General features: G+C 68.3%; 29 protein-coding genes. 13 read left to right on the forward strand and 16 right to left on the reverse strand.

What is annotated here, in order from left to right; translation table 11 throughout:
• Positions 1-24: 24 nt before the first annotated feature.
• From ACFWNN_RS31645 to ACFWNN_RS31655, 3 genes are read left to right on the forward strand one after another with little or no spacing between them, the layout of a single operon-like run.
• Entirely contained in the window at positions 25-393 is a 369-nt protein-coding gene (locus ACFWNN_RS31645; protein ID WP_382443597.1) for a GntR family transcriptional regulator, read from the forward strand.
• Positions 393-1,268: an ATP-binding cassette domain-containing protein gene (locus ACFWNN_RS31650; protein ID WP_382443598.1), complete on the forward strand. Its 876-nt coding sequence runs from the start codon at positions 393-395 to the stop codon at positions 1,266-1,268. The genes ACFWNN_RS31645 and ACFWNN_RS31650 overlap by 1 nt, the downstream gene beginning before the upstream one ends.
• Entirely contained in the window at positions 1,265-1,918 is a 654-nt protein-coding gene (locus tag ACFWNN_RS31655) for a hypothetical protein (protein WP_382443599.1), read from the forward strand. Before ACFWNN_RS31650 ends, ACFWNN_RS31655 begins: the two co-directional genes overlap by 4 nt.
• On the opposite strand, the gene ACFWNN_RS31660 is transcribed toward ACFWNN_RS31655, so the two are convergent.
• Genes ACFWNN_RS31660 through ACFWNN_RS31670 form a run of 3 tightly spaced genes read right to left on the reverse strand, consistent with a single transcriptional unit; the run spans position 1,919 to position 4,190 of the window.
• Positions 1,919-2,890 (reverse strand): LacI family DNA-binding transcriptional regulator, encoded by a 972-nt coding sequence (locus ACFWNN_RS31660; protein WP_382443600.1) that lies wholly within the window; start codon positions 2,888-2,890, stop codon positions 1,919-1,921.
• Positions 2,891-2,895: 5 nt separating this feature from the next.
• A complete protein-coding gene (locus tag ACFWNN_RS31665; RefSeq protein ID WP_382443601.1) occupies positions 2,896-3,381 on the reverse strand; it encodes a hypothetical protein in 486 nt (161 codons plus the stop codon).
• Positions 3,354-4,190: a DUF1996 domain-containing protein gene (locus ACFWNN_RS31670; protein ID WP_382443602.1), complete on the reverse strand. Its 837-nt coding sequence runs from the start codon at positions 4,188-4,190 to the stop codon at positions 3,354-3,356. The genes ACFWNN_RS31665 and ACFWNN_RS31670 overlap by 28 nt, the downstream gene beginning before the upstream one ends.
• A 214-nt stretch (positions 4,191-4,404) precedes the next feature.
• Between ACFWNN_RS31670 and ACFWNN_RS31675 the strand changes: the two genes are divergently transcribed.
• Positions 4,405-6,114 (forward strand): discoidin domain-containing protein, encoded by a 1,710-nt coding sequence (locus tag ACFWNN_RS31675; protein ID WP_382443603.1) that lies wholly within the window; start codon positions 4,405-4,407, stop codon positions 6,112-6,114.
• Here ACFWNN_RS31675 and ACFWNN_RS31680 read toward each other — a convergent pair.
• The gene (locus ACFWNN_RS31680) at positions 6,098-8,023 is read right to left on the reverse strand and encodes a hypothetical protein (RefSeq protein WP_382443604.1); all 1,926 of its coding nucleotides are present in this window, start codon (positions 8,021-8,023) and stop codon (positions 6,098-6,100) included. The genes ACFWNN_RS31675 and ACFWNN_RS31680 overlap by 17 nt on opposite strands.
• A 230-nt stretch (positions 8,024-8,253) precedes the next feature.
• Between ACFWNN_RS31680 and ACFWNN_RS31685 the strand changes: the two genes are divergently transcribed.
• Entirely contained in the window at positions 8,254-9,093 is an 840-nt protein-coding gene (locus ACFWNN_RS31685) for a dienelactone hydrolase family protein (RefSeq protein ID WP_382443605.1), read from the forward strand.
• A 49-nt stretch (positions 9,094-9,142) separates the two neighbouring features.
• On the opposite strand, the gene ACFWNN_RS31690 is transcribed toward ACFWNN_RS31685, so the two are convergent.
• From ACFWNN_RS31690 to ACFWNN_RS31710, 5 genes are all read right to left on the reverse strand, one after another.
• Positions 9,143-9,265 (reverse strand): hypothetical protein, encoded by a 123-nt coding sequence (locus tag ACFWNN_RS31690; RefSeq protein ID WP_382443606.1) that lies wholly within the window; start codon positions 9,263-9,265, stop codon positions 9,143-9,145.
• A 166-nt stretch (positions 9,266-9,431) separates the two neighbouring features.
• A complete protein-coding gene (locus tag ACFWNN_RS31695) occupies positions 9,432-11,933 on the reverse strand; it encodes an ABC transporter permease (protein ID WP_382443607.1) in 2,502 nt (833 codons plus the stop codon).
• Between the two features lie 16 nt (positions 11,934-11,949).
• A complete protein-coding gene (locus ACFWNN_RS31700; protein ID WP_382443608.1) occupies positions 11,950-12,708 on the reverse strand; it encodes an ABC transporter ATP-binding protein in 759 nt (252 codons plus the stop codon).
• Between the two features lie 220 nt (positions 12,709-12,928).
• Positions 12,929-13,414: a hypothetical protein gene (locus ACFWNN_RS31705; RefSeq protein WP_382443609.1), complete on the reverse strand. Its 486-nt coding sequence runs from the start codon at positions 13,412-13,414 to the stop codon at positions 12,929-12,931.
• Between the two features lie 46 nt (positions 13,415-13,460).
• Entirely contained in the window at positions 13,461-14,438 is a 978-nt protein-coding gene (locus tag ACFWNN_RS31710) for an LLM class flavin-dependent oxidoreductase (RefSeq protein WP_382443610.1), read from the reverse strand.
• Positions 14,439-14,476: 38 nt separating this feature from the next.
• On the opposite strand from ACFWNN_RS31710, the gene ACFWNN_RS31715 reads away from it, so the two are divergent.
• From ACFWNN_RS31715 to ACFWNN_RS31735, 5 genes are read left to right on the forward strand one after another with little or no spacing between them, the layout of a single operon-like run.
• On the forward strand, positions 14,477-14,746 hold the full coding sequence (locus ACFWNN_RS31715) for a GNAT family N-acetyltransferase (RefSeq protein ID WP_382443611.1): 270 nt from the start codon (positions 14,477-14,479) through the stop codon (positions 14,744-14,746).
• 38 nt (positions 14,747-14,784) lie between these two features.
• Positions 14,785-15,774, forward strand: coding sequence for an MBL fold metallo-hydrolase (locus ACFWNN_RS31720; protein ID WP_382443612.1), 990 nt, complete (start codon positions 14,785-14,787; stop codon positions 15,772-15,774).
• The gene (locus ACFWNN_RS31725) at positions 15,771-16,496 is read left to right on the forward strand and encodes a lysophospholipid acyltransferase family protein (RefSeq protein ID WP_382443613.1); all 726 of its coding nucleotides are present in this window, start codon (positions 15,771-15,773) and stop codon (positions 16,494-16,496) included. The genes ACFWNN_RS31720 and ACFWNN_RS31725 overlap by 4 nt, the downstream gene beginning before the upstream one ends.
• Positions 16,493-16,642: a hypothetical protein gene (locus ACFWNN_RS31730; protein ID WP_382443614.1), complete on the forward strand. Its 150-nt coding sequence runs from the start codon at positions 16,493-16,495 to the stop codon at positions 16,640-16,642. The genes ACFWNN_RS31725 and ACFWNN_RS31730 overlap by 4 nt, the downstream gene beginning before the upstream one ends.
• Positions 16,643-16,702: 60 nt before the next feature.
• Positions 16,703-17,143, forward strand: coding sequence for a ClpX C4-type zinc finger protein (locus ACFWNN_RS31735; protein ID WP_382443615.1), 441 nt, complete (start codon positions 16,703-16,705; stop codon positions 17,141-17,143).
• On the opposite strand, the gene ACFWNN_RS31740 is transcribed toward ACFWNN_RS31735, so the two are convergent.
• The 3 genes from ACFWNN_RS31740 to ACFWNN_RS31750 are packed head-to-tail and all read right to left on the reverse strand — an operon-like array spanning position 17,118 to position 20,210.
• Entirely contained in the window at positions 17,118-17,558 is a 441-nt protein-coding gene (locus ACFWNN_RS31740) for a response regulator (protein WP_382443616.1), read from the reverse strand. The two genes, ACFWNN_RS31735 and ACFWNN_RS31740, sit on opposite strands and share 26 nt — an antisense overlap.
• The gene (locus ACFWNN_RS31745) at positions 17,551-19,068 is read right to left on the reverse strand and encodes an ATP-binding protein (protein ID WP_382443617.1); all 1,518 of its coding nucleotides are present in this window, start codon (positions 19,066-19,068) and stop codon (positions 17,551-17,553) included. Before ACFWNN_RS31745 ends, ACFWNN_RS31740 begins: the two co-directional genes overlap by 8 nt.
• A complete protein-coding gene (locus ACFWNN_RS31750) occupies positions 19,065-20,210 on the reverse strand; it encodes a PP2C family protein-serine/threonine phosphatase (protein ID WP_382443618.1) in 1,146 nt (381 codons plus the stop codon). The genes ACFWNN_RS31745 and ACFWNN_RS31750 overlap by 4 nt, the downstream gene beginning before the upstream one ends.
• Positions 20,211-20,275: 65 nt before the next feature.
• Here ACFWNN_RS31750 and ACFWNN_RS31755 point away from each other — a divergent pair, with 65 nt between their 5' ends.
• Positions 20,276-20,761, forward strand: a complete 486-nt coding sequence (locus tag ACFWNN_RS31755; RefSeq protein ID WP_382443682.1) for a GNAT family N-acetyltransferase — start codon at positions 20,276-20,278, stop codon at positions 20,759-20,761.
• Here the strand turns inward: ACFWNN_RS31755 and ACFWNN_RS31760 are convergent.
• From ACFWNN_RS31760 to ACFWNN_RS31775, 4 genes are all read right to left on the reverse strand, one after another.
• On the reverse strand, positions 20,696-21,166 hold the full coding sequence (locus tag ACFWNN_RS31760; RefSeq protein ID WP_382443619.1) for a YkvA family protein: 471 nt from the start codon (positions 21,164-21,166) through the stop codon (positions 20,696-20,698). The genes ACFWNN_RS31755 and ACFWNN_RS31760 overlap by 66 nt on opposite strands.
• 2 nt (positions 21,167-21,168) lie before the next feature.
• A complete protein-coding gene (locus ACFWNN_RS31765) occupies positions 21,169-21,576 on the reverse strand; it encodes a hypothetical protein (RefSeq protein ID WP_382443620.1) in 408 nt (135 codons plus the stop codon).
• Between the two features lie 94 nt (positions 21,577-21,670).
• Positions 21,671-22,414 carry an anti-sigma factor family protein gene (locus ACFWNN_RS31770; protein WP_382443621.1) on the reverse strand — a complete coding sequence of 248 codons (744 nt, stop codon included), beginning with the start codon at positions 22,412-22,414 and terminating at the stop codon, positions 21,671-21,673.
• Positions 22,411-22,980, reverse strand: a complete 570-nt coding sequence (locus ACFWNN_RS31775) for a sigma-70 family RNA polymerase sigma factor (RefSeq protein ID WP_030468711.1) — start codon at positions 22,978-22,980, stop codon at positions 22,411-22,413. Before ACFWNN_RS31775 ends, ACFWNN_RS31770 begins: the two co-directional genes overlap by 4 nt.
• Before the next feature lie 113 nt (positions 22,981-23,093).
• Here ACFWNN_RS31775 and ACFWNN_RS31780 point away from each other — a divergent pair, with 113 nt between their 5' ends.
• The gene (locus ACFWNN_RS31780; protein WP_382443622.1) at positions 23,094-23,693 is read left to right on the forward strand and encodes a hypothetical protein; all 600 of its coding nucleotides are present in this window, start codon (positions 23,094-23,096) and stop codon (positions 23,691-23,693) included.
• A gap of 98 nt (positions 23,694-23,791) precedes the next feature.
• Positions 23,792-24,472: a DUF4142 domain-containing protein gene (locus tag ACFWNN_RS31785; protein ID WP_382443623.1), complete on the forward strand. Its 681-nt coding sequence runs from the start codon at positions 23,792-23,794 to the stop codon at positions 24,470-24,472.
• Positions 24,473-24,506 lie beyond the last annotated feature (34 nt).

A 24,506-nucleotide genomic window follows, 5' to 3' on the forward strand; every position in this document is an offset into this window, starting at 1 on the left:
GAGTAACGAACCAGGGAACTAGCGATGTTCGACGACCGGAGCCCGATCTACCGGCAGATCGCCGACCGGATCAAGGCGGACGTGCTCAGCGGGGCGTTGAAGGCGGACGAACAGGTCATGTCGACCAACCAGTACGCCTCCTACTACCGGATCAACCCGGCGACCGCCGCGAAGGCGTTCCAGCAGCTCGTGGACGAGCAGGTGCTCTACAAGAAGAGGGGGATCGGGATGTTCGTGAGCGCGCAGGCCCGGGACATGTTGCGGGCACAGGGGAGGGAGACCTTCTTCGGCGAGGTGGTGGACCCGATGGTCGCGGAGGCGCGCGCCATCGGCATCCCGCTCGCGGAGGTCATCCGCAGGATCGAGCAGCACGAGAACAACGGGAGCATGTGATGAGAGTCGACGTGCAGGGCTTAACGGTCCGCTACGGGAACACGACAGCCGTTGACGACATGAGCTTCTCGTTGTCCGGCAACAAGATCTACGGCCTGCTGGGCCGCAACGGCTCGGGCAAGACGAGCCTGATGTCGGCGCTCGCCGGCTACCGCAGGCCTTCAGGAACCGTTCAGCTCGACGGAGTACCGGTCTTCGAGAACGCCGCCGCGATGCGCAAGGTGTGCCTGGTGCGGCACACGGCCGACGCCGCGGACAAGGGCGACAAGGTCTCGCACGTGCTGGAGTACGGCGCGGCCTGGCGGGACACGTGGGACAACGACTACGCGCTGGGGCTCGCCGAGCTGTTCAAGATCGGCCTGAAGACCAAGGTCGGCGCCCTGTCGCTGGGGCAGCGGTCCGCGCTCGGCGTCGTGATCGGGCTCGCCAGCCGGTCGCCGCTGACGATGCTGGACGAGTCGCACCTCGGCATGGACACACCGACGCGGTACGCGTTCTACGACGCGCTGCTCAGCGACTTCATGGCGCACCCGCGCACGATCGTGATCTCCACGCACCTCATCGAGGAGCTGGCGTCGTTGCTGGAGGAGGTGCTGATCATCGACTCCGGGCGGCTGGTGCTGCAGGAGGAGGCCGATCTGCTGCGCTCCCGCGGCACCGAGGTCATCGGCAACGCGACCGAGGTCGACGAGTTCACCGCCGGCCTGACCGTGCTGGGCCAGAAGACCCTGGGACGGACCAAGGCCGCGATGGTCTACGGCAGCCTGGACGACGAGCGGCTGGTCCGCGCCCGCCAGTTGGGGCTGGAACTCGGCCCGATCGCGTTGCAGGACCTGTTCGTCCACCTCACCGAACCGGTCGGAGGCCTGCGGTGAAGATCTTCCACCACCTGACCAGGTCGATCGGGCTGTACTGCGTGGAGGTCGCCCTGGGCGCCTTCGCGTTCTGCATCGCCGGCACGTTCGCGCTCGCGCTCTTCAACGACATCGGCGTCAGCGGCTGGAACATCGTGATGTCCCAGATCGTCCGCTGGTTCCTGTTCTGGGTGGGCATCTACCTGGTGCACAACGTGCTGCCGATCGCCGTCGCGCACGGCCGCACCCGCCGCGAGTTCCTCACCGCGGCCTCCGCGTTCGCCGTCGTGCTGTCGCTCGCGGTGACGGCGCTGGGGCTGCTGGGGTTCTACTCGGAGGACGGGATCTACTACCTCATGGGCTGGAGCGTCGACGGGCACGCCGAGCCGCTCGCGTTCCTCATGATGTTCCTGGTGTGGTGCGCGGCCGGCATGTTCTGCGCCGCGGCGTTCGACCGGTTCGGCGTGGCCGGTGTCGTCGCGGTGCCGATCAGCCTGGTGCTGGCCGCGGTCACGAGCGCGCGGATGCCGCAGTCGGGCGACCTGCCGTTCATCCACGAGATCCCGGAGCTGCTGGGGAACGGCTGGCACCTGCTGTCGCTGGTGGCCTTCCTGGTCGCGCTGGCGGGCACGTGGGCGATCACCAGGGACGCGCCGGTGCGCACCCGGTGATCAGCCGCTCTCCCGCACCACCAAAGAGGGTTCGAACATCACCGAGGTGGCGGGGGAGTGCGGCGCGGCGAGCTGGCGCAGCAGCTGCCGGGCCATCTCCGCGGCCATGTCGGTGATCGGCTGGCGCACGGTCGTGAGCTCGGGCTCGGTGGTCAGCGCGGCACTGCTGTCGTCGAACCCCACCACCGCCACGTCGTCGGGCACCTTGCGCCCGGCCCGGTGCAGCACCGGGATCGCGCCGTTGGCCATCAGGTCCGACGCCACGAACACACCGTCCACGTCGGGGCAGCAGCGCAACAACCGTTCCATCGCCTTGACACCGGACTGCCGGGTGAAGTCGCCGTGGACGACGACGGCGTCCGGCACCTCGGCGAGGAACCCGGCCAGCCGGTCCTGGCCCGCCGGGGTGTCCTGCGGGCCGGTGATCGTCGCGATCCGCTTGCATCGCAACGACTTCAGTCGCCGGGCAGCGAGGGCGGCACCGGCCGTCTGGTTCACGTCGACGTAGGTGATCGGCATCGGCTTGAGCGGGCGGCCCGCCAGCACCACGGGCAGCCCGGCCGCGATCAGCTGGCCCGGCACCGGGTCGGCGGGGTCGGTGTGCACGAGGATCACGCCGTCCAGACGCCCGCACCGCAGGTCGCTCAACGCCTGCTCGCGGGTGCCCGGACCGGTCATCATCAGCACCAGGTGGATGCCGAGCGGGCGCACGACCCTCGTCACGCCGCTGACGACGCTCGCGAGGTGCGGGTCGCCGTCCATGCGGCGTTCGTCGGGCAGCAGCAGGCCGATCGCGTCGGCTCGGCGCGTGACGAGCGAGCGGGCGGCGATGTTCGGCAGGTAACCCGTGCTGGAGATGGCTTTCTCGACGGCGTGCCGCAGTGCCTCGTCGACGCTCGACGCGCCGTTGACCACTCTCGACGCCGTCGCGCGCGACACCCCGGCCACGCGCGCGACCTCCTCCAGTGTCACGCGCTTCACCCCGCCGCCAGTTCGGCCGTGCGGTGGCGTTCCATCAGTTTCACGACCTCGGCGGTCGGCGGGTGCGTGATCGCCGAACCCGCCGAGCGCACGACCTCCAGCGACTCGGTGAGGTGGACGCGCACGAACTGGTCCAGGGCGTCCCTGCTGGTGGAGGCGAGCGCGATCTCGGCGTCCGTGGGCATGCCCGGCATGTCGTGCCCGGCGTGCTGGTTCACGTACGGCGCGTCGAGGAGCTTGCGCAGGGCGGTGAGCTCGATGTTCCGGTTCTCCTTGAGTTCGGCGCGGTCGGTGAGGCCGAGCAGCTTGAGCGCCTGCTCGTCGGTCGCGATCGCCAGCTCGACGAACGCCCGTTCGGTTGCGCCGTAGGCGTTTGAGGTGGTCGGGGGAGCAGGTGGGGCCGGGGGTGGAGCCTGCTGGCAGGCCGCGAGAAGGCCTGCCAGCAGGAGAACAGTTACCCGTGGTTGCCGGCGTGGTCGCACTTGATCACCACGTTGATGCAGTTGCGGACGCGGCGTTCCATCTCGGCCCGCGGCCACACGTTGAAGAAGTCGCCGTGCATTGTTTGCCCTGTACCGGATGCGAGTCGCAGTCCGGCGGTGCTGCCGTTGACCGGATACCTCAGCACCATGCGGAGCTTCGGCACCGGGACGGGGTGGCTCGCCGCGCAGCCGCCCGCGACCGGGTAGGCCATGTGGGACTTGTGGTCGGCCGAGTCGAGGTTGCGGCCGTCCCAGCACTGCGGGAAGTCCAGATAGGTCTCGAGCATCGTGCCCGCCGGGCAGGTCACGAAGTTCTTGGACGGGTTGACGTGTCCGGCGTGCAGGCAGGACCAGCGAGCGATGCTGTCGGCGTCGCCCGTGGCTTTCGCGTTGCCCGCCACGATCTTGAGCCCGTACGGGGTGGGCTGGATCGCCGCCGGGTTGTTCACGCCCTCACCGAGGTAGTAGAAGGTGACGCCGGTGGGGGCGATCGCGGTGTTGTTCCGGTAGAGCGTCGGCACCCAGTACGACGAGATGTCCGCGACCGGGTTGCAGTTGCCGGTCTGCCCCTCCAGCGACTGCTGGGTGGACCGGGCGTTCGTCGAGTGGTTGCCGAAGAAGTCGTGCATGTGCGAGGCACCGGCGAGGTTCGGCAGGACGATCGGGTCGTCCGGCAACCGGTGACTGACGGGGCACTCCGCGAGGAACTCGGCCACGCGGACGGGTTCTCCTTGTGCCGCAACCGGAATGCTGAAAGCCGTGGCTATCAGCCCGATGACGGCGGCGATGTGGAACAGACGCTTCCTCATTGAAGCTTTCCTCTCCGCAGCAGGATTGGGAGAGCGCTCTCACGCCATTCGAGCATGGCGCAGTCCGCAATCGGCCGTCAATCCGCAAGTAACGTTCAGAAGTCCCGGTTTTCTTGACAGGGCGTGCCCGCTGCCCTGACTCTCGGTGCCGAACTCCTGTCGCAAGAGAGCGCTCTCTCGCCGTCACCTCTCGTTCTCCGAACCAGGAGCATCCATGTCAGGAAGGCTTCAACGCGGAAGATTTCCTCTGGTGGTCGCGGCGCTCGCCGTGGCCGCTCTGATCGTCCCCGTGACCGCGTCGGCCGCGGGGCCGCTGATCTCGCAGAACCGTCCGGTCACCGCCTCCAGCAGCGAGAACGTCGCGTTCGGGGCGGCGGCCGCGGTCGACGGCGATCTCGGCACCCGCTGGTCCAGCACGTTCAGCGACCCGCAGTGGATCCAGATCGACCTCGGCTCGTCCGCGCGCGTCGACCAGGTGGTGCTGGCCTGGGAGACGGCCAGCGCGCGGGCGTACACGCTCAGCATCTCCGCTGACGGGAACAGTTGGCAGGAGCTGCGCCGGACGACGACCGGTCCGGGTGGCACCGAGACCCTGCCCGTCACCGGCACCGGCCGGTACGTGCGGCTCGACCTGACCCAGCGGGCGACCCAGTGGGGGTACTCGCTGTGGGAGTTCCAGGTGTTCGGCACCCGCGACGGCGGTGGCGGGGAAACCCTGCTGTCGTACGGGAAAACCGGTGCCGCGTCGAGCTCGCAGGACGACGGTACCTGCTGGCAGTGCTTCCCGGTCAGGGCGTTCGACCGCGATCCCGCCTCGCGCTGGGCGACGAGCCCGGTGAACGGCTGGGTCGACCCCGGCTGGATCTCCGTCGACCTCGGTGCCACCGCCCAGATCTCGAAGGTCGTGCTCCAGTGGGACGCGGCGTTCGCCACCGCCTACCGGCTCGAGGTGTCCGACGACAACGCGAACTGGCGGCAGATCTACTCGACCACGACCGGCCGCGGCTTCAAGGAGACGCTGACGGTCAGCGGCACCGGCCGTTATGTGCGCATGTACGGCACGGCGAGGTCGAACGGCTACGGCTACTCGTTGTGGGAGTTCCAGGTCTACGGCACAGGTGGTGCGCCGATCACGCCCCCGCCGCTGCCGCCGAACCCGTCGTTCCCCGGCAGGCTGGTGTGGGCGGACGAGTTCAACGCGCCCGCGGGCACCGGGCCGGACGCCTCGAAGTGGACGCCGGAGACCGGTCCGGGCGTGAACAACGAGCTGCAGTACTACACGAACAACAACAACGCCCGCCACGACGGCAACGGCAACCTGGTGTTGCAGGCACGGCGTGAGGTGACGCCCGGCAGCGCGTGCCCGGTGGACCCGGTGAGCGGCAGCGGAACCTGCCAGTACACGTCGGCGAGGCTCAACACCTACGGCAAGTTCAAGTTCACCTACGGCCGGGTCGAGGCGCGGATCAAGGTGTCGTCGACGCAGGGGCTGTGGCCGGCGTTCTGGATGCTGGGCGCGGACTTCTTCGACCAGGGCAGGCCGTGGCCGTACACCGGCGAGATCGACATCATGGAACACGTCGGCAAGGAACCGAACACCGTCTACTCGACGCTGCACGCGCCCGCCTACTTCGGTGCGGGTGGGTACGGGTCACCGCTCGCCCTCGGCCAGCCCGCGTCCTCGGCGTTCCGCACGTTCGCGGTGGAGTGGGACTCCAGCCACATGACGTTCAGCGTGGACGGCAACCGGTTCTTCACCGTCGACCGCAACGTCCTGGAGACCACGCGCGGGCCTTGGGTGTACGACCACCCGTTCTTCCTGATCATCAACAACGCGGTGGGCGGCGACTGGCCCGGCCCGCCGGGGGCCGGGACGCAGCTGCCGCAGGACATGGTGCTGGACTACGTCAGGGTGTACCAGTGATCGAGACACGGGCCGGTGGCGAGACGTCGAACGCCTCGCTGACCGCTTCGATCTCGATCTGCGCGGTCTCGCCGGTGGTGAGCGGGATCGCGGGCACGAAGTACGCGTCGTTCGCCGTGCCGCCGAGGAAGATCCGTTCGGTGCCGGTCCACTTGTAGACCCGGTACTGGCGGACGTTCGGTGATCTCGTCCAGGTGAGCCGTGCCTGCGCCGTGGTGGCGTTGGTGCGGCTCACCTGCTCGACGGCCAGGTTCGTCGGCGCGCTCGGCCCGGTCATCACCGGGTTCGTGACGCCGATCCGGCCGATCAGCGCGGTGACGGCCGGGCCGGCCAGGACCCGGAGCGAGATCTCCGTCAGCGTGGTGCCGGAGTGCTCGCCGAGCGGGAAGACGCTGCGCCGCCACGCACCGCTGACGCCGCCGAGGTCGAGCACCTTCTCCGTCGTCCCGAACCGCAGCACCGCCTGGAGCCGGGACGGCCCGGTGCCGGTGCGGTGCACGACCTCCAGCTGGGTGTTGCCGGAGATCGCCAACGACGTCGCGAACAGCCGGACGTCGTTGTTCTGCTGGGGTGTCCCGGTGATCTTCAGCGCCGTGCCGCCGTCGTACGGGTCGTCCCAGTCGAGCGAGGGCGTGACCTTCGTGCCCGTGCCGCTGACGCTCCACCGCCATGTGGGCAGGACGTCCTGAAGGCTCAGGTTGTTCCACTGCTGCGCCGACCGGACCGTGCCGTTGACGGCGAACTTCCGGCCGTGGCCGGTGTTGAAGTTCGTGACAAACGGCAGGGTCGTGATCGGCGTCAGCTCGGTGACGTAATGGGCGACGCCCTTCCAGTTCGCCGTCGTCGTCGTGTTGGCCGGGTCGCCGTTCTGGCCGATCCAGAACCGGTTGTCGCGCGCGTAGAAGTCGGCGGGGCTCGTCGCCGACTTGAACGTCCACTCCGGACGGTAGAAGCCGAGCGACGTGACGTGCGGCCGGTTCTCGGGGAACACGCTGGCCCAGCTGACGCCGGTGTTGTAGCCGTTGGCCTCGACGTCCACGCCGGACGCCAGGTCGTACGGGCTGCGGCCCATCTGCTGCGCGAGGGAGGCGGAGTTCGCGAGCCCCTGCTGGCTCCACCAGAAGTTCAGGAACATCTCGTCGGACGGCTCGAAGAACATCCGGTTGCGCGCGGTCAGGGCGTTCTGCCAGCTGACGCTGCCGGTGTCGGTCATCGCGTCGTACCAGATGACCCGCAGCCCGGACTTCTTCATGTACACGACGAAGTCGCGCATGTCGGTCGCGAGCTGCGCGTTGCCGCCGGCCGTCTCCTGGTTGAGGAACCAGCCGTCGAACCCGTAGTGGCGCGCGACCTGGATCATCTTGTCCGCCACCGGGAACCGGTCGCCCTCGCGCTTGACGAAGTCGCGCACCCACTGGATCTGGCCGCCGTACGCCGTCGGCGGCAGGAACACGTTGCCGATGACCTTGACGCCGTTGCGGTGCGCGGCGTCGGTGACGGTCGCGTTGGGAGCGAGGATCAGCCCCTCGGAGGCGCTGCCACCCCAGAACACCAGCTCGTCGATGTACTGCCAGTAGTTCGTGGCGTAGTAGTTCATGTCGAGCGCGCCCTGAGCGGGGTTGTTGCTCGTCGGCGCGTACGCCACCAACGCCTGCACGCGTGCCTCGTTCGGCCGTGCGTGGGCATTGGCCGGTCTGGCCGGCACGACACGTCTGGCCAGCGGCACGGTGCTGCGGTTGTACCGCGCGTCCCGGTCCGTCGACGGATCCCAGTTCAGGATCGTGGCGGGATGCCAATAGGACGCGTACGGCTGCGCGGTATCGGCGGCGGCGGACGCGGGAGTCTCCGACAGCAGACCGGTGAGTGCTGCTGTGGAGCTCAGAACGAGGAACTGTCTCCGTGTGGGCACTCGATCACCATTGTGGGCCGTCTGATTCGCCGCATACCGCCTCTTCGGTGACTGAACAGGACGACAACGTCCCGGTCCGCTGCGCTGGGTGACCGGCGTACGGCACCCGAACACCACCGAAACATCCCGGTAACCATCCGAGTGGCCGAATCGTCCCGCCCCTACCGAGCGGTAGCGTGAGTCTCGCCGTCGCTTTTGGTTCCCCTGCAACCAATCGAGGTGTCTTCGTCGTGCGCATCAAACCTGTGCTTGCGGCGCTGGTCCTGGCGCTGATCCCAGCCACCGCCCCCGCCGTCGCCACCGCGGCGGCCAACCCCTACGAGCGCGGCCCCGCACCCACGGCCGCCTCCGTCGAGGCTTCCCGAGGCACGTTCGCCGTGACCTCCCAGGCCATCGCCCGCCAGTCGAACTTCGGCGGTGGCACGATCTACACCCCGACCAGCGACCTCACCTTCGGCGCGGTCGCCGTCTCGCCCGGCTTCACCGCGACCCAGTCGTCCGTGGCGCACTTCGGGCCGAGGCTCGCGTCGTACGGGTTCGTCGTGGTCACCATCAACACGTTGTCCGGGTTCGACGACCCGGACAGCCGCGGCCGTCAGCTGCTGGCCGCGCTGGACTACGCGGTCCGGACGAACCCGCGCGTCGACGCCTCACGCCTCGCCGTGATGGGGCACTCGATGGGCGGCGGGGGAGCGTTGCGCGCCTCCGCGACCCGTCCCGCCTTGCAGGCCTCGATCCCGATGGCCGGCTGGCACACCACCAAGAACTGGTCGGCGGTCCAGGTGCCGACCCTGGTGCTCGGCGGCCAGAACGACCCGACCGCGCCGAACTCGCAGCACTCGACGCCGTTCTACAACTCGATCACGGCCGCGCCGGACAAGGCGTTCCTGGAACTGCGCGGCGGTGACCACTCGGCGCCTCGCAGCGACAACGTGACGGTGCGCAAGTACACGCTGTCGTGGTTGAAGCGGTTCGTGGACGACGACGTGCGCTACGACCAGTTCCTGTGCCCGGCCCCCGCGCCGAACACGCTCATCAGCGCCTACCGGGACACCTGCCCGCACGCGTGAGCGACAGGGGGTGCTGTGCCGGCCAAGGCGACGGCCCGGCACAGCGCCCTCACGAGCTCCGGACCATCAGGCCCGCGTCCTCGGGGATCTCCAGTGGCACGGTGCAGAAACGGATGTCGTGGCCGTCCGGGTCGGTGACGCCGGACAGCAACCAACCGACCTGCGTGCGCATCACGCCGTTGTGCGAACCCGAGATCGCCGAACGCGCGCAGGCGGCCCGTGCGCAAACGCATCAGGCCATCAGCGGCTTCTTCCGGAAGCCGGCCGCTGATGGCCTGATCTCAAGCGAACACGTACGAGTCGTGGCCGGCCGGGACCTGGACACGACTCGTCCGCACTCACTCGTAGGCGATCGCGTCCAGCACGTTCAGGCGTGCCGCCCTGATCGCGGGCAGGATCGCGGCGATCACGCCCACGAACGCCGCCACCACCAGGTACTGGACCATGGTCATCCAGGGGAACCCGATCTCCGAGATGCCCTGGTCCTTCAACGCCTGCACGGTCGCAACGCCCAGGGCGAGCCCGACCGCGAGGCCGAGCACCGCGCCGAACACCGAGATCACCACCGACTCGACGGTGATCATCCGCATCACCTGCGCCCGCCGCATGCCGATGGCGCGCAGCAGACCCAGCTCGCGGGTCCGTTCGATCACCGACAGCGCCAGGGTGTTGATGACGCCGAGGACCGCGATCAGGATCGCCAGCGCCAGCAGGATCTGGATCATCAGCAGGACCGTGTCGAACTGCGAGGTCGTCTGCTTCACGAACCCGCTGCGGTCCTGGACGGTGATCTCCGGGTTGTCCGCGAGCAACGGCTCGACGCGCTTCTGCACGTCCGCCACGGTCGTGCCCGGCTTCACCTGGACGAACGCCTGCCCGATGCCGTCGGAGCGGAACTCCTTCGACGCGGACGGCGGCAGCACGATCGCGCCCTGCAGCACCTGCGACTTCTGCCAGACGAACGCCACCGTGAACGTCTTCGGCGCGCTCGCCTTGGCCAGCTGCAACGACACCTGCGAGCCGACGTTCCAGCCCTTGTCGGTCGCCAGGTCCTCCGGCAGGCCGATCTGGTCGTCCTTCAGCGCGACCAGGTCACCGGACTTCGGCTTCAGCGCGAACATGGTCTTCAGCGCCGGCATGTTCGTGACCGCGATCCCGAACATCTGGTCCTCGCCCTGCAGCACGCCGTCCGACGACCAGCCGACCGCCTGCTCCACGCCGTCGGTCTTCTCGATCTTCGTCAGCACGTCCGGCCCGAACGTCGCCGGCTGGCCCTCCATCTGGCCCTCGCCGGAGATGATCAGGTCGGTCTGCAGCTGCCCGGACGCCAGCTTCTCGATCGACTTCGTCGCCGACGTCAGCACCACGCTCACGCCGGTGATCAGCGAGATGCCGACCATCAGCGCGGCCGCGGTGATGGCTGTGCGGCGCGGGTTGCGCGCGGAGTTGCGGCGCCCCAGCAGCCCTGGCATCGACCACGACAGCAGCCGGCCGATCAGCGACACCATCGGCTTGGACAGCATCGGGGTCAGCAACGCGACACCGACGAACGCCACCAGGATGCCGCCGAAGATCAACGGCAGCGAGGCCTGCCTGAAGCCGAAGCCCAGCGCCGTGCCGCCCGCCGCCGCGACGAGCGCGCCGGTGATCGTGATCTTCGTCAGCGGCCGGTCCGGCGTGGCCGCCTCGCGCATCGCCGCGACCGGCGCGATTCGCGACGCCCGCAGCGCCGGCGTGACCGCCGCGATCATCGTGACCACGATGCCCACCGCGAACGAGGAGATCACCGCCGACATCGGCACGCCGATGCCCGCGAGCTGGAGGCTGGAACCGCCGACCGAGCTGAAGATCTTCGCTAGCAGCGCCCCGACGCCGACCCCTGCCCCGAGACCGACGATCGACGCGATCAGGCCGATCACGAACGCCTCCAGCACCACCGAGCCGATGACCTGGCCGCGCGAGGCGCCCATCGACCGCAGCAGCGCCAGCTCCCGCGTGCGCTGGGCGACGATGATGGAGAACGTGTTGAGGATGATGAAGATGCCGACGAACAACGCGATGCCGGCGAACCCGAGCAGCACGTAGTTGAAGAACTTCAGGCCCTCGTTGATCTGGTCGGCCTGCTCCTTCGCGAGCGTGGCGCCGGTCTTCACGTCGTAGTTCGCGCCGAGCTTCGCCGCCACCGCGTCGCGCAGTGCGTCGTCGGACGTGCCGTTCGCCGCCGTGACGGTGATGCCGGAGAACACGTTCTCCTGGCCCAGCAACAACTTCTGCGCCACCGGCTGGGTGAACGCGACCGCCAGCTCGCCGCCCATCGACTCGCGGCCACCCGCGTACTCGAACACGCCGGTGATCTTGAAGGTCTTCTTGGGTTCCAGCGTCAGCAACGCGATGTCGTCGCCGACCTTGAACCCGCCGCTCGACGCGAGGTACGCGCCGACCGCGACCTCGTTGTCGGCTTGAGGTGCCTTGCCGCCGTCGCGGATCTTCTCCAGCCCCGTGCCGGTCCAGTTGAACCCGAACCGCGGCGCGCCGGAGGTGGTCATCACCTTGTTGTTCTTGCCGATCGGCCGGGCGGAGCCCTGCACGTCACCGACGGCCTTCGCCACTCCCGGGACGGCCTGGACGTCCGAGATCGCCTGCGGCGTCAGCGGTTCCGGCTGCTTGCCCTTCTCCGCCTTCGGCGACACCGAAACGTCCACATTGGCGAAGGCCGACGAGAACAGGTCGGTGAACGAACGCTGAAGCGTGTCGGTCAGCACGAACGAACCGGACACGAACATCACGCCCAGCACCACGGCGAGCGCGGACAGCACGAGTCTGAGCTTGCGCGAGAGCAAGCTCTTGATGGTGGCCTTAAACATGGGGCACCGCGACAACAGAGTCGAGGTGCTTCATCGTGTCGAGAACCTCGTCGGCCGACGGCGACAGCAGTTCGCGGACGATCTGGCCGTCCTTGAGGAAGATGACGCGGTCGGCGTACGAAGCGGCGTTCGCGTCGTGCGTGACCATCACGATCGTCTGACCGAACTCACGGGCGGAGCGCTGCAGGAACCCGAGCACCTCCGCGCCGGACTGCGAGTCCAGGTTGCCCGTCGGCTCGTCCGCGAACACGACGTCAGGGCGTGACACGAGCGCACGGGCACACGCCACGCGCTGCTGCTGGCCACCGGAGAGCTGCGTGGGCCGGTGCGTGAGCCGGTCGCGCAGACCGACCGTGTCGACGACGACGTCGAACCACGCCTTGTCGATCTTCTTGCCGCCGATCGCGAGCGGCAGCGTGATGTTCTCCTCCGCGGTCAGCGTCGGCAGCAGGTTGAACTGCTGGAAGATGAAACCGACCTTGTCGCGCCGCAGTTCCGTGAGCCCGCGGTCCTTCAACCCGGTGACCTTCGTGTCACCGACCCACACCTCACCGCTCGTGACGTCGTCAAGGCCCGCGAGGCAGTGCATCAACGTCGACTTGCCGGACCCGGACGGACCCATGATCGCGGTGAACCTGGACTTCTCCAGGTCGACGCTCACCCCCGCGAGCGCGGTCACGGCGGCGTCGCCGGACCCGTAGGACTTCCACACGTCGACGGCTCTGGCCGCGACACCTTCGGACGCGCTCACCTGTCTGTTCCCCTCTGTGGGTCTCTGGTGCGCACCATCTTGAGCGACACCACCGCATCGAAGGCTCAGGTTCTCCCCTGAGATGAACCCTGAACCCGTGTACCCACACCCCCGAGTGGGCACGCTGAGAAACCACTCAGCTTCGATGCGTGCGCGTCAGCGATGGCCGCGAGGAGAACGGTATTTCATCGGCAGGACAGTGTCTTCCGCCTTCGGATGACTACGCCGTCAACTTCCGTCGCATGGGGACGGTCGACTCCATCAGCCAGGAAACCAATTCCACGCGGAGGCCTTCCCTCAACGCGTTCTCGGCGAGCCAGTGGTCCACGTCACCCTGGTACGCGCGCGCCGGCCTCGGCCACTGCGCGAGCTCCTCCAGGAACGCCGCGTTGCACGCGATCGGACCGCCGGGCGGCCTGACGCCGAGCACGAGCACGGGGTCCTCTCCGGCGGCGAGAGAGGCGGCGGTTGCGTGCACACCACCGAAGAGGACCCGATCCGCGCCCAACTCACGGGCTTTGTCCGCCACCGCGAAGAACGCCGACCCGCGTCCGTGTGCGCGCACCACGAGCTGATGCGCGTGGAAGTCGGTGTCGAGGAACTCGTCGGCGTACGTGCCGTCATCGGCCAGCACCAGCACGTTCGTGCCGCCGGGGAGAGCCCCGACCTGCCCAGGATGCGTGATGCCGATGACGTTGATGCCCACGACGTCGATCCTGCCGGGCTTGTGTTAACCCTTGGCACCGCTCGCGTTAAACAAGTTTCGGCAGCACTTCCGACCCGAACAGCCGAATCGTCTCGATGACCGATTCGTGCGGCATGCCCCCGATGTCCACCATCACCAGGTGCGTATCGATGGAAAGCCGCTCCGCCAGCACGTTGAGCCTCGCCGCCACCTCGTCCGGCGTCCCGCACACCGCCGCGCCGTCCATGATCGCGTCCACGTCGATGTCGCCGTCGCCGCGCCACGGATCAGCGAACCGCGCGTACTCGGCCAGGTGCGGGCGCCACCGTTCCCTCGCGTCGTCCCGCGCCACGAACACGTGGCTCGGCACACCGACGCGTCCGCCGGGGAAGCGCTCGCGGTACCGCTGCACCACTTCCTGGTAGATCGACGGGTCGCGGAGCGTCGAAGGGAGCATCAACGGCATGGCCAGCTCGGCGCCCAGGTCCGCCGAGACCGCCGAGCCGCTGCCGATCCACACCGTGGGGCGCGGCGTCTGCACCGGGCGCGGGGTGGTCGTCACCTCGCTGAGCTGGCCGCGGAACTTGCCGTCCCAGCTGACCTCGGGCTCTTCCAGGAGCTTGAGCAGCAGCCGGAGGTGTTCCTCGAACCGCGCGCGGAGCTCGCCCGGCTGGACGCCGAACGCCGCGTCGGTCTGCTGGTCCACGCCGCGCGCCACGATCAGCTCCGCGCGGCCGTCGGAGAGGACGTCGAGGGTGGCCAGCGCCTCGGCGACCAGGACCGGGTCGCGGTGGGCGAGCAGCGTGACGCCGGTCGAGAGCCGGAGGGTGGACGTCCTGGCCGCCACGGCTGCCAGGAGGAGCTCGGGGGCGGAGACGATGTAGCGGGTGAAGTGGTGCTCGCCGATCGCGACGCCCGCGAAGCCGGACTCCTCGGCCACCACCGCCTGCTCGATCATCGCGCGGAGCCGGTCCGCCTGCGGCACCTCCTGCCCGGTGCACGGGTTGGGCAGGTGGTCACCCAGGATCAGGAGGTAGACGTCCATGCCTGCCATTTTCCATCTTCCGAGGCAAGATGGTTGACGTGGTCACCAACAACGAGGCCTTGAGCCGCTACGAAGTGCACGTCGACGGCGAGCTCGCCGGGTTCCTCGAGTACCGCAAGGTCGGGGAGGTGCTCGCCCTCGTGCACACCGAGGTCGACGAGGCCTACGCCGGGCAGGGCCTGGGCGCGCAGCTCGCGAAGTACGCGCTGGACGACGTCCTGGCCCGTGATGTCAAGATTTCTCCGTTGTGCCCGTTCGTGGCGAAGTACATCGACAAGCACCCTGAATACCGGGTTACTATCCGGTAGGTAATAGTTGCTGTCGCTAACAATGAGGTGGGCGAAGCGTGTGGAGTGAGCCGGGCGCGTTCGAGGTCGCACCAGGGGTGCACCGGATTCCGCTGCCGCTGCCGAACGACGGCCTGCGGGCCGTGAACGTGTACGCGATCGAGGACGGCGACGGGCTCGTCCTCATCGACTCCGGCTGGGCGCTGGACGAGGCGCGCGACCAGCTCGAAGCGGCGCTCGGGACGTTGGACAAGGGCTTCGAGGACATCCGGCGCTTCCTCATCACGCACGTCCACCGCGACCACTTCACGATGGCCGTGTCGTTGCGCCGCACCTTCGGCAGCAAGATCGGGCTCGGTCTCGGCGAACAGCCGTCGCTGCTGCACATGCTGCACGGCCAGGAGGACCAGAACGTCTCCGACCTGCGCAAGTGGGGTGCCGCGGAGCTGGCCGAGACGTGGGTCAAGATCATGCACCACGTCGACCGCGGCGACGCGCTGCGCGACTACGAGGAACCCGACGAGTGGCTCGTCCGCTCCACCGTCGACCTGGAGCACCGCAAGCTCGAAGTCATCCCGACGCCCGGCCACACGCGCGGGCACGTCGTGTTCGTGGACCACACGGCGAAGGTGTTGTTCTCCGGCGACCACGTGCTGCCGCACATCACGCCGTCGATCGGCTTCGAACCGCTGCGACCGGAACTGCCGCTCGGCGACTACATGACATCGCTGCGGCTCACCCGCGAGCTGCCGGACCTGAAGCTGCTGCCCGCGCACGGCGAGGTGACGGACAGCTCGCACGCGCGGGTCGACGAGCTGCTGCGGTTCCACGAGCAGCGGCTGGAGGAGATCGGCAAGGCCGTGGCGGGCAGTGCGTTCGAGACGGCGCGCAAGATCGGGTGGACGCGGCGGCAGCGCCGGTTCGACGACCTGGACATGTTCAACCAGGTGCTGGCCATCGGTGAGACGGCCGCTCACCTCGACGTTCTCGTCGAACGTGGCGAATTGACCCGAACTGAGAACGCCGGCGTGCTCGAATACCAGGCGTGACACCGCTGGAGCTGGCCGCCTGGACCTGGAAGATGCCCCGCCGGGGCAGGGGATTCTGGTTCTCGCTGGCGATCGACGTCCTGTGGCCCTTCGTCGTGCTGTTCGTGCGCCTGCGAGTGCGCGGCAGGCAGCACGTGCCGGGCAACGGGGGAGTGATCCTCGCGTTCAACCACCTGTCCAACGCGGACACCGTGGCGGCCGTGGTGTTCTCGCTGATGTCGAACCGGGTGCCGCGGGTGCTCGCGAAGGCCTCCCTGTGGCGCATGCCGGTCGTCGGCTGGGTGATGCGGTCGGGAGGTCACATCCCGGTCGAACGCGGCACGGTGAAGGCCTCAGAGGCGTTGAGGCCCGCTGTCGAGGCGTTGCGCGACGGCGAGTGCGTGATGGTGTTCCCGGAGGGCACGTTCACCGACGACCCCGACAACTGGCCGATGAAGGGCAAGTCCGGGGTCGCGCGGATGGCGCTGGAGTCCAAAGTGCCCGTCGTGCCGGTCGCCGAGTGGGGCACGCACGAGCTGCTGCCGAAGGGCACGATCCTGCCGAGGTTGTTGCCCCGCAAGCGGATCGAGGTCGTCGCGGGCGCGCCGGTGGATCTGTCCGACCTGTACGACCGCGAACTCACCGCGGAAGTGCTGGCAGAGGCCACGCGACGGGTCATGGCGGCCATCACGACCATGCTGTCGGGCATACGTTCCACTCAGGCGGGTACCCAGAGTGCATGACCACGCGAGAGGAATTCGAGTTACGTCGTAAGCGTCGCCCTGGTGGTACTGGGATCTGGGCGCCGGTCGTCCCCGACCCGCGCAAACCCCAGGAGTGGGTCAGGCAGGCCGACGAAGAGCCCGTGATCGTCCGCAGCGTCGACTGACGTCTACGTCCCCTAGACGGTGTCTAGACGCCATAGACTCGTCTAGCTACCGTAGACGGCATGACTCTGGACGAGGAACTGCTCGCGGCGGCGCGGACGGCGGGCACCGCCTCCGCCGCCGCCCAGGACCAGGCCGACATCGCCAAGGCCGTCTACCACCACAGCGTGCTGAAGCTGCACCGCGCCGGCGGGTCGATGCGCGAGATCGCGGAAGCGCTGCAGATGAGCCACCAGCGCGTGCATCAGATCGTGGAGCAGTCCAAGCGCACCGAACGCTGCTGGTTCTGCAAGCGGGGCGCCGACGAGGTCGACAAGATGATGGCCGGGCCGGCGGCGTTGATCTGCGACCTCTGCGTCGCCGAGGCCCAGGTCGAGGTCGAAGGCACCTGTTCGTTCTGCAGCGAGACCAAGCCCGTGCACACAGGAGCGGACGCGCAGATCTGCCGCTCCTGCCTGGACTTCAGCGCCGCCGTGATCAGCGGGGCAGCTTCACTACGGTGACGAAGAAGTCGTCGATCTGGCGAACGACCTCGATGAACCTGTCGAAGTCCACCGGCTTGGTGACGTAGGCGTTCGCGTGCAGGCTGTAGCTGCGCAGGATGTCCTCCTCGGCCTCCGAGGTCGTCAGCACCACGACGGGGATCGACCGGAGCTCGGGGTCGTTCTTCACCTCGCTCAGCACCTCGCGGCCGTCCTTGCGGGGCAGGTTGAGGTCGAGCAGGATCAGGCCGGGCCGCGGCGCGTTCTCGTACTGGCCCTCGCGGCGCAGGAACTCGATCGCCTCCACGCCGTCCTTCACCACGTGCAGCGTGTTGCGGATCTTGTGGTGCTCGAACGCCTCCTGCGTCATCAGGGCGTCGCCGGGGTCGTCCTCGACGAGCAGGACGTCGATCACGGTCAGCGGGGCTTCAGGCATGTACTTCCTCAGGTTCAGCGAGCTCGTGGACTACGGGCAGGGTGAACTCGAAGGTCGTACCGGAGTCCACATCGGTCTTCAGCCGGATCGTGCCGCCGTGGAACTCGACGATCTTCCGGCACATCGCCAGCCCGATGCCCGTACCCGGATACGCGTCCTTGGGGTGCAGGCGCTGGAAGATGACGAAGATCCGGTCAGCGTACTCCGCCTCGATCCCGATGCCGTTGTCCCGCACCGTGAACTTCCACATCTCGCCTTCGCGCCCGACCTCGACGGAGATCACCGGCGGTTCCGGGCCGGTGAACTTCAGCGCGTTGCTGATCAGGTTCTGGAACACGGCGCTGAGCAGGGACGCCTCGCCGCGCACCGACGGCAGGTCGGCGATCTCCAGCCGTGCGCCGGTCTCCTCGACGCGGTCGGAGTAGCTGTCGACGACCTGGCGCACGAGGACGTTGAGGTCGACCACCGTCTGCTCGCGGGTCATCCGGCCGACCCGGGAGAACGCCAGCAGGTCGTTGATCAGCACCTGCATCCGCTTCGCGCCGTCCACGGCGAAGTCGATGTACTGGTCGGCGCGCTCGTCGAGCTGGCCGCCGTAGCGCCGTTGCAGCAGCTGGCAGAACGACGCCACCTTGCGCAACGGTTCCTGCAGGTCGTGCGAGGCGACGTAGGCGAACTGCTCCAGCTCGGAGTTCGACCGCTGCAGCTCGGTCTTCGCCGCGTCGAGCGTCGCGAGCTCCTGCACGATCCGGTGCCGCATGGCGTTGACGTCCTCGCCGAGCATCACCGTCTCGCGTGGACCGTGAGCGTCGATCTCGTGCCGGAAGTCGCCGGACGCGACCTGCCTGGTCTGCGCGGCGAGGTTCGCGAGCGGTTCGATCAGCAGGCGGTACAGCACCAGCGTCAGGCCGCCGATCACCGCGACGAGCAGCACGCCCATGCCGATGACCAGCCACAGCACGACGTTCGCCGCCTGGTTGAGGTCCTCGCGCGCCTGCCGGGAGAGCGCGCCGATGTCGGACTGCAACGCCGCCGTCTCGGTGCGGAGCTGGTCGAACAGGACCTTGCCGCGCTCGATGTCGCCCACGACGCCGACGGACTGGCCGGACAGCTGGATCGCGGTGACCGTGGGCTCGGCGTACTCGGCCCGCCACTGCGCCGCGAGCTGCTCGATGCGGCTCACCCGGCCGTTGACGTCACCGAGGAGGTCGCGCACGTTCTTCGCGGCCTCGGACTCCGCCGCCTGACCGTCCAGGTACGGCTGGAGGAAGTCCTCCTGGCCGGTGAGGATGAACCCGCGCACGCCGGTCTCCTGGTCGATCAGGGAGCGGCTCAGGGTCTGCGCGCGGCGTGCGGCGGGGTCGATCTGGTCGACCGACCGCACCCGCGTGTCGCTCAGCGAGTCCAGGGCGAGGACGGTGGACGAGATCACCACGGCCGTCATGGCCAGCAGCACCGCCACGGTGATGACGAGCAAACGGCTCGCGGGCAGCCTTTGCGGCAGGTTCACTTTCCGTCCTTCAGCAGCAGGATGGCCACATCGTCGTCGAGTGCCCCGCCGTTCAGCTCCGTCACCTCCGCGATGACCGAGTCCATCCAGCTGGGCCCGTTGCGCAGGTGCACGGCCAGGATCTCGCAGAGCCGCTCGACGCCGAGCCGATCGACGTCGTCGGGTACCCGGCCCTCGATCAGTCCATCCGTGTAACAGGCGAGCGACCAGCCGGACGGCAGCGGCACGTCCACACCGGTCCACGCGTAGTCGGGCAGCACGCCGAGCGGCACGCCGATCTTCGACTTCGGCAGGTCGACGATCTGGTCGCCGACCATCATCAACGGCTCGGGGTGCCCGGCGAGGAAGTACCGCGCCGACCGCCGGTCCGGCGCCACCGTGATCATGCACGCCGTGGTGAAGATGCCCTCGCCGTGCCGTTCCGCGACCAGCACCTGGTCGAGCGTCTTGAGCACCTTCTCGGCCGGCTCGCCCGCGAGGACCAGCGCACGCCACGCGATCCGCAGGCAGACGCCCAGCGCGGCCTCGTCCGGGCCGTGGCCGCAGACGTCGCCGATGATCGCGTGCACGGTGCCGTCCGGCAGGCCGACCGCGTCGTAGAAGTCGCCGCCGAGCAGCATCCGCTGGCCGCCGGGCTGGTAGCGGACTTCGTGGTCCACGTCGGAGTTCCGCAGCAACGGGGGAGGGAGCAGGCCGCGTTCCAGCCGGGCGCGCTCGGCGCCGAGGAGCTCGGCCTCGCGCAGCTGGCGCTGGGCGTCCTCGGCGCGGCGGCGTTCGACCGCGTACCGGACGCCGCGCAGCAGCAGTTCGCCGTCGACCTTGCCCTTGATGAGGAAGTCCTCGGCGCCCGCGGCGACCGCGGCGATGCCCTCGCTGTCGTCGTCGTGACCGGTCAGCACCAGGATCGCCGGCGCGTTCGGCTTGGCCAGCAACCGGTGCAGGCCGGCGAGCCCGTGCGAGTCGGGCAGTCCCAGGTCGAGCAGCACGCACTCGGCGTCGGGGAGCAGGCGCTCCGCCTCCGCGAGCGTTTCCGCGCGCGACAGGACGAACGGCGCGTTCGCTTCTTCGAGCAGCGCCTCGACCAGGAGGGCGTCGCCGTCGTCGTCCTCGACCAGGAGGACGCGCACTGTCTTGGTTCGCATCGGGTCGGACTTTAACGTTATTGGGCTGCGGGGCTCGCGTCCGACCTACCAGGATGGTGGGCGTGTTGATCCGTCTCGCCCAACCAGCCGAACTGCCGTACCTCCAGCAGATCGAGAACGCGTCCGGAGAAGCCTTCCGGGACGCTGGAATGCCCGAAATCGCCGACGACGACCCCATGTCGTTGGAGGACCTCGCGAAGCACGAGGTGTGGGTCGCCATCGGGGCCGAAGGAGTGCCCGTGGCGTTCATCGCGGTCGGCGACGTCGACGGCGCGACGCACGTCCACCAGGTCAGCGTGCACCCCTCGCACGCCCGCCAGGGGATCGGCGCCGCGCTGATCGAGCACGTCACGCACGCCGATCGCGCCGTGACGCTCACGACGTTCCGCGACATCCCGTGGAACGCGCCGTACTACGAACGCCTGGGCTTCCAGGTCGTCGCGGACGTCTCGCCGGGCCTCGCCTCGATCATGAGCGAGGAGGCCTCACGGGGCCTCGATCCCACGAGCCGTGTCGCCATGGCTCTTCTCCCAGCGCAGGTACGAGCCTGACGCCACCGAAAGACTGCTGAGCAACCACACCAGGACACCCGCGTCGTCGGTCACACCGATCACCGGAAGGAACTCCGGCAGGACGTCGATCGGCGACACGAGGTAGACCAGGGCCACCGCCCACATCAGCACCTGGCTGCGCGGCAACTCCGGGTACTGCCCGCTGCGCCAGGTCTTCCACAGCCGCGGCAACGCCTTCAGCCGCGTGATCGGGTTCCCGACGGGGCCGGGACCCTGCTGCGCGCGTTTGCGGCGGTTGCGGAGCACTCCCAGGACCGCGAACACCAGGCCGAGCGGGAGGAGCACCCAGCCGACGACGGCCGGGCTCATCCCGCCGAGCGGTGCGGTGCGGAACAGCAGGATCAGCAGACCGGACAGCGAGACGATCGACCCGAAGACGACCATGGCTAACTGGGCTCCTGGAACAGCATCGCGGGCGCAGGTTTCGCCTGCGGCCTCTCCTGTGGTTCTGGCTGCTTGAGCTCGATCACAGGTTCGGGTTCCTCGACGGGAACCTCTTTAACCACCGGCTTTCGCGCGGTCTTCACCGGCGCCGGCACGACCTGGTCGAGCGCCGCGCGGGCCTTCGAGATCCACACCTTCTGCATGGCCTCGTCCTTGCTTCCCGCCGCCGTGGCCGCGAGTCCGGAGAGGACTCCCCGAATCCGCGGGACGAGGGCCGGCTGACGCCGGATCGCCTGCCACACCGCGTGATCACCCGGCAACCGGGAGGACACGAGTCGTGAGACCTGCGTGCGCAGTTCCTCTGTGGACAGATCGAGCCAGCGCTCTACCGCTGACGGGCCAATTGCCACGTGGCCAGCCTTCCCAGAACCTCAGGTGAAACGACAACTGCCCCCACAGGATCTCACGGATCCGGTGGAGGCAGTGGCCAGGTGTGGTGAAACGTCAGGACGCGACGACTTCGAGCAGGGTCTTCCCGTTCTCGTCGACGATCCGGAACGTCGCGATCTCGTGCCAGCGCATGGCCACGTTCGCCGCGAGCTTGATGGTCTTCTTGTCGCCCGCGACCGGTTCCGGCGCGTACCAGGACGTGATCTGGGCGACGCGTCCCGCGCGGCCCACGGCGACGAGCGAACCCCTGCCGGGGCCCGACATGCCGGTGATCTCGATGTCCATCGCGGTGCCAGAGGGCTCGTCGGACGCGATGATCTTCGTGCCGACTCCGCTGTTGGGGTCCTGGTGCTTGACCTCCATCGACGTGTCCTGCGAGTTGTTCGCCACTCGCGTCTGGGACGTCGACGTACCGGGGTTCGGGGGCGCTGCCTGGTTCGAACCGTCATCGGCGCCGCGCACGACCAGCGTGGTCACGACAGCCGTCACCGCCACGACGCCGGCGGCGGCGGCCGCGACGCCCTGGGCGACGAACCACCGTCGGCGCTTCCTGCGCGCCGCGACGGCGTCGAGCATTACCCGGACCGACTTGCCGTCGGGGCGTTCCGGCGCTGTCCCGCGCAGCATCCCGCCCGCGTCGGCCTCGTCGATGAGGTCCGGCACCACCGCGAAGTCGCGCAGGTCAAGAGCGCACCGCCGACACTCGGTCAGGTGGTTCTCGAACGCCTCCACCTCATCGGCATCGAGGATGCCGAGCACGTAGGCGGCGACGTCGAGGTGATCTGGTGCCGTTGTCACCGCGTCTCTCCCCGATCGTGCAACGCACGCCGCAACGCACGGAGCGCGTAGTACACCCTCGACTTGACCGTTCCCGGTGGCACACCCAGTGCCGCCGCGGCCTCACCGACGGTGCGGTCCCGCAGATATGTTTCGAGAATAGCCTCCCTGTGTTCCTCGGAGAGACCGTTCATCGCCTCCGCCACGACGATCGCCGCGAGGGTGCGATCCTCCTCGCCGCCGGAGGGCGACTCGTCCGAAGGGGTCAGTTCGAACTCCTGCGGACGGACGCTTCTCTTACGTCTGTCGTCAATGACCAACCGCCTTGCCACCGTGAACAACCACGACCGCAACAGCACCGGGTCACGTTCGAGCTTTTCGGCATTGCGCCATGCCCTGACCAGGGTTTCCTGCACGATGTCCTCGGCCCACTGACGATCATGGCCCGTCAACCGCATGCAGTGACCCAGCAGGGCACTACCGAATTCCTCGTACAGCCGTCGGATCAACTCTTCCTCGAGAGATCCCGGTCTTGGTGATTGTTCGTCTAACTCACGTTGACGTCTATGCCGCGCCACGGGGGACATCCTTGCCCCATCAAGCGCCGGAAGTCGAGAGGCAAATATTCCTCACGAAGTCCGTGAACCGTTGCCGGATCGTGTCCGTACTCCTCGGTACCCCGCCGAGAAAGGACCTGCCCATGCGACGTGGACCAGCCACCACCGCCCTGGCGGCACTGGCTATCTCCCTCACCGCGTGCGGCAGCACCCAGACACCTCCCGGCGGGGAGGCCGCTCCTGGCGCCTTGCAGGCAAAACCCGCTGATCTGAGCGGTCACAACAACTACTTCATCGCGAACACCGAGCAGATGGGGTGGTTCGTGATCGACGCCGAGGGCCTGCCCATGTACCGCTACGACAAGGACGTCCCCAAGCCGTCCAAGTCGAACTGCGAGGGCGAGTGCGCGAAGGCGTGGAAGCCGGTGATCGCGGACAAGACGCCGATGGCGACGGGTATCGACCCGATCTCCATGGGGGTCCTGACCAGGCCGGACGGCACCAAGCAGCTCACCATCCAGGGCTGGCCGCAGTACACGTTCGCCGAGGACAAGGTCGCCGGCGACATGAAGGGCCAGGCCAAGGGCGGTGTGTGGTGGGTCACCGCGCCGAACGGCGCCAAGATCACCGGCGGAAAAGCGCAGAGCAACAGCAAGAGCAGCAGTACGCCGAGCACGCCCCCCAAGTCGGGAACGGCGCAGACACCGCAGTCTGATCCGCCCCCGGCAGCTCCCGGCTACTGAGCCCACTGCTCAGGCGAAATCCATTCATCCCCTATTGACTTCCTTTGGACAACGAGGACCACAAGACGATGACCAGAGCCCTCGCCACCGTCTTTGCGATGTTGTTCCTCTTCTCCGGCCTGGCCGCCACGGCTGCAGCGCAGCCCGCGGACACCGGGGGAGTGATGGACACCCCGTCGGGGCCGTTGACGGCGAACGACCGCGAGCTGCTCAACCGGGTGCGCCTCGCAGGCCTGTGGGAGATGCCCATGGGCGAGCTCACGGCCACCAAGGCGTCCAACGCCAGGGTCAAGCAGATCGGCAAGATGATCATGCTCGACCACATGATGCTGGACTCGCTGACGAAGAAGACGGCCGCTGGTTTCGGCCTGACCACGCCCGACGTGCCGAACCCGGCGCAGCAGTCGTGGATGGAAGAGATCAACGGGCTCGAAGGCGACGCGTTCGACCAGGCGTTCATCGCCCGGTTGCGCGCCGCGCACGGCCAGATCTTCCCGTTCATCGCGAAGGTCCGCTCGGGCACCCGCAACGACGTCATCCGCGGGTTCGCCCAGGCCGGTATCGACGTGGTCATGAAGCACATGACGTTGCTGGAGAGCTCGGGCATCGCGGGTGACGCGGCGTTCGCGGAACCCCAGCCCGCCGGCGGCATCATCAACGCGACTCTGGCCTCCAACGAGGGGCCGAACATGTGGGTGATCATCACGGTCACCGCCGCGGGAGCCGTGCTCACGGTGCTCCTGCTCCGAGTACTCCGCCCGCGACGAGCGGCGCGGTGAGTCTGCAAGACCCCGTTGTGTGACGGGAAACGGA

The organism is Lentzea sp. NPDC058450, assembly GCF_042721395.1.
Classification (GTDB): Bacteria; Actinomycetota; Actinomycetes; order Mycobacteriales; family Pseudonocardiaceae; genus Lentzea.

Coding starts and splice junctions, on each gene's coding strand:
- ACFWNN_RS31785 (WP_382443623.1), top strand. CDS start 23,792: ATGTTGTTCCTCTTCTCCGGCCTGGCCGCCACGGCTGCAGCGCAGCCC.
- ACFWNN_RS31650 (WP_382443598.1), top strand. CDS start 393: ATGAGAGTCGACGTGCAGGGCTTAACGGTCCGCTACGGGAACACGACA.
- ACFWNN_RS31645 (WP_382443597.1), top strand. CDS start 25: ATGTTCGACGACCGGAGCCCGATCTACCGGCAGATCGCCGACCGGATC.
- ACFWNN_RS31760 (WP_382443619.1), bottom strand. CDS start 21,166: ATGGTCGTCTTCGGGTCGATCGTCTCGCTGTCCGGTCTGCTGATCCTG.
- ACFWNN_RS31775 (WP_030468711.1), bottom strand. CDS start 22,980: ATGTCCCCCGTGGCGCGGCATAGACGTCAACGTGAGTTAGACGAACAA.
- ACFWNN_RS31730 (WP_382443614.1), top strand. CDS start 16,493: ATGACCACGCGAGAGGAATTCGAGTTACGTCGTAAGCGTCGCCCTGGT.
- ACFWNN_RS31675 (WP_382443603.1), top strand. CDS start 4,405: ATGTCAGGAAGGCTTCAACGCGGAAGATTTCCTCTGGTGGTCGCGGCG.
- ACFWNN_RS31690 (WP_382443606.1), bottom strand. CDS start 9,265: ATGCGCACGCAGGTCGGTTGGTTGCTGTCCGGCGTCACCGACCCGGAC.
- ACFWNN_RS31710 (WP_382443610.1), bottom strand. CDS start 14,438: ATGGACGTCTACCTCCTGATCCTGGGTGACCACCTGCCCAACCCGTGC.
- ACFWNN_RS31670 (WP_382443602.1), bottom strand. CDS start 4,190: ATGAGGAAGCGTCTGTTCCACATCGCCGCCGTCATCGGGCTGATAGCC.
- ACFWNN_RS31780 (WP_382443622.1), top strand. CDS start 23,094: ATGCGACGTGGACCAGCCACCACCGCCCTGGCGGCACTGGCTATCTCC.
- ACFWNN_RS31740 (WP_382443616.1), bottom strand. CDS start 17,558: ATGCCTGAAGCCCCGCTGACCGTGATCGACGTCCTGCTCGTCGAGGAC.
- ACFWNN_RS31735 (WP_382443615.1), top strand. CDS start 16,703: ATGACTCTGGACGAGGAACTGCTCGCGGCGGCGCGGACGGCGGGCACC.
- ACFWNN_RS31750 (WP_382443618.1), bottom strand. CDS start 20,210: ATGCGAACCAAGACAGTGCGCGTCCTCCTGGTCGAGGACGACGACGGC.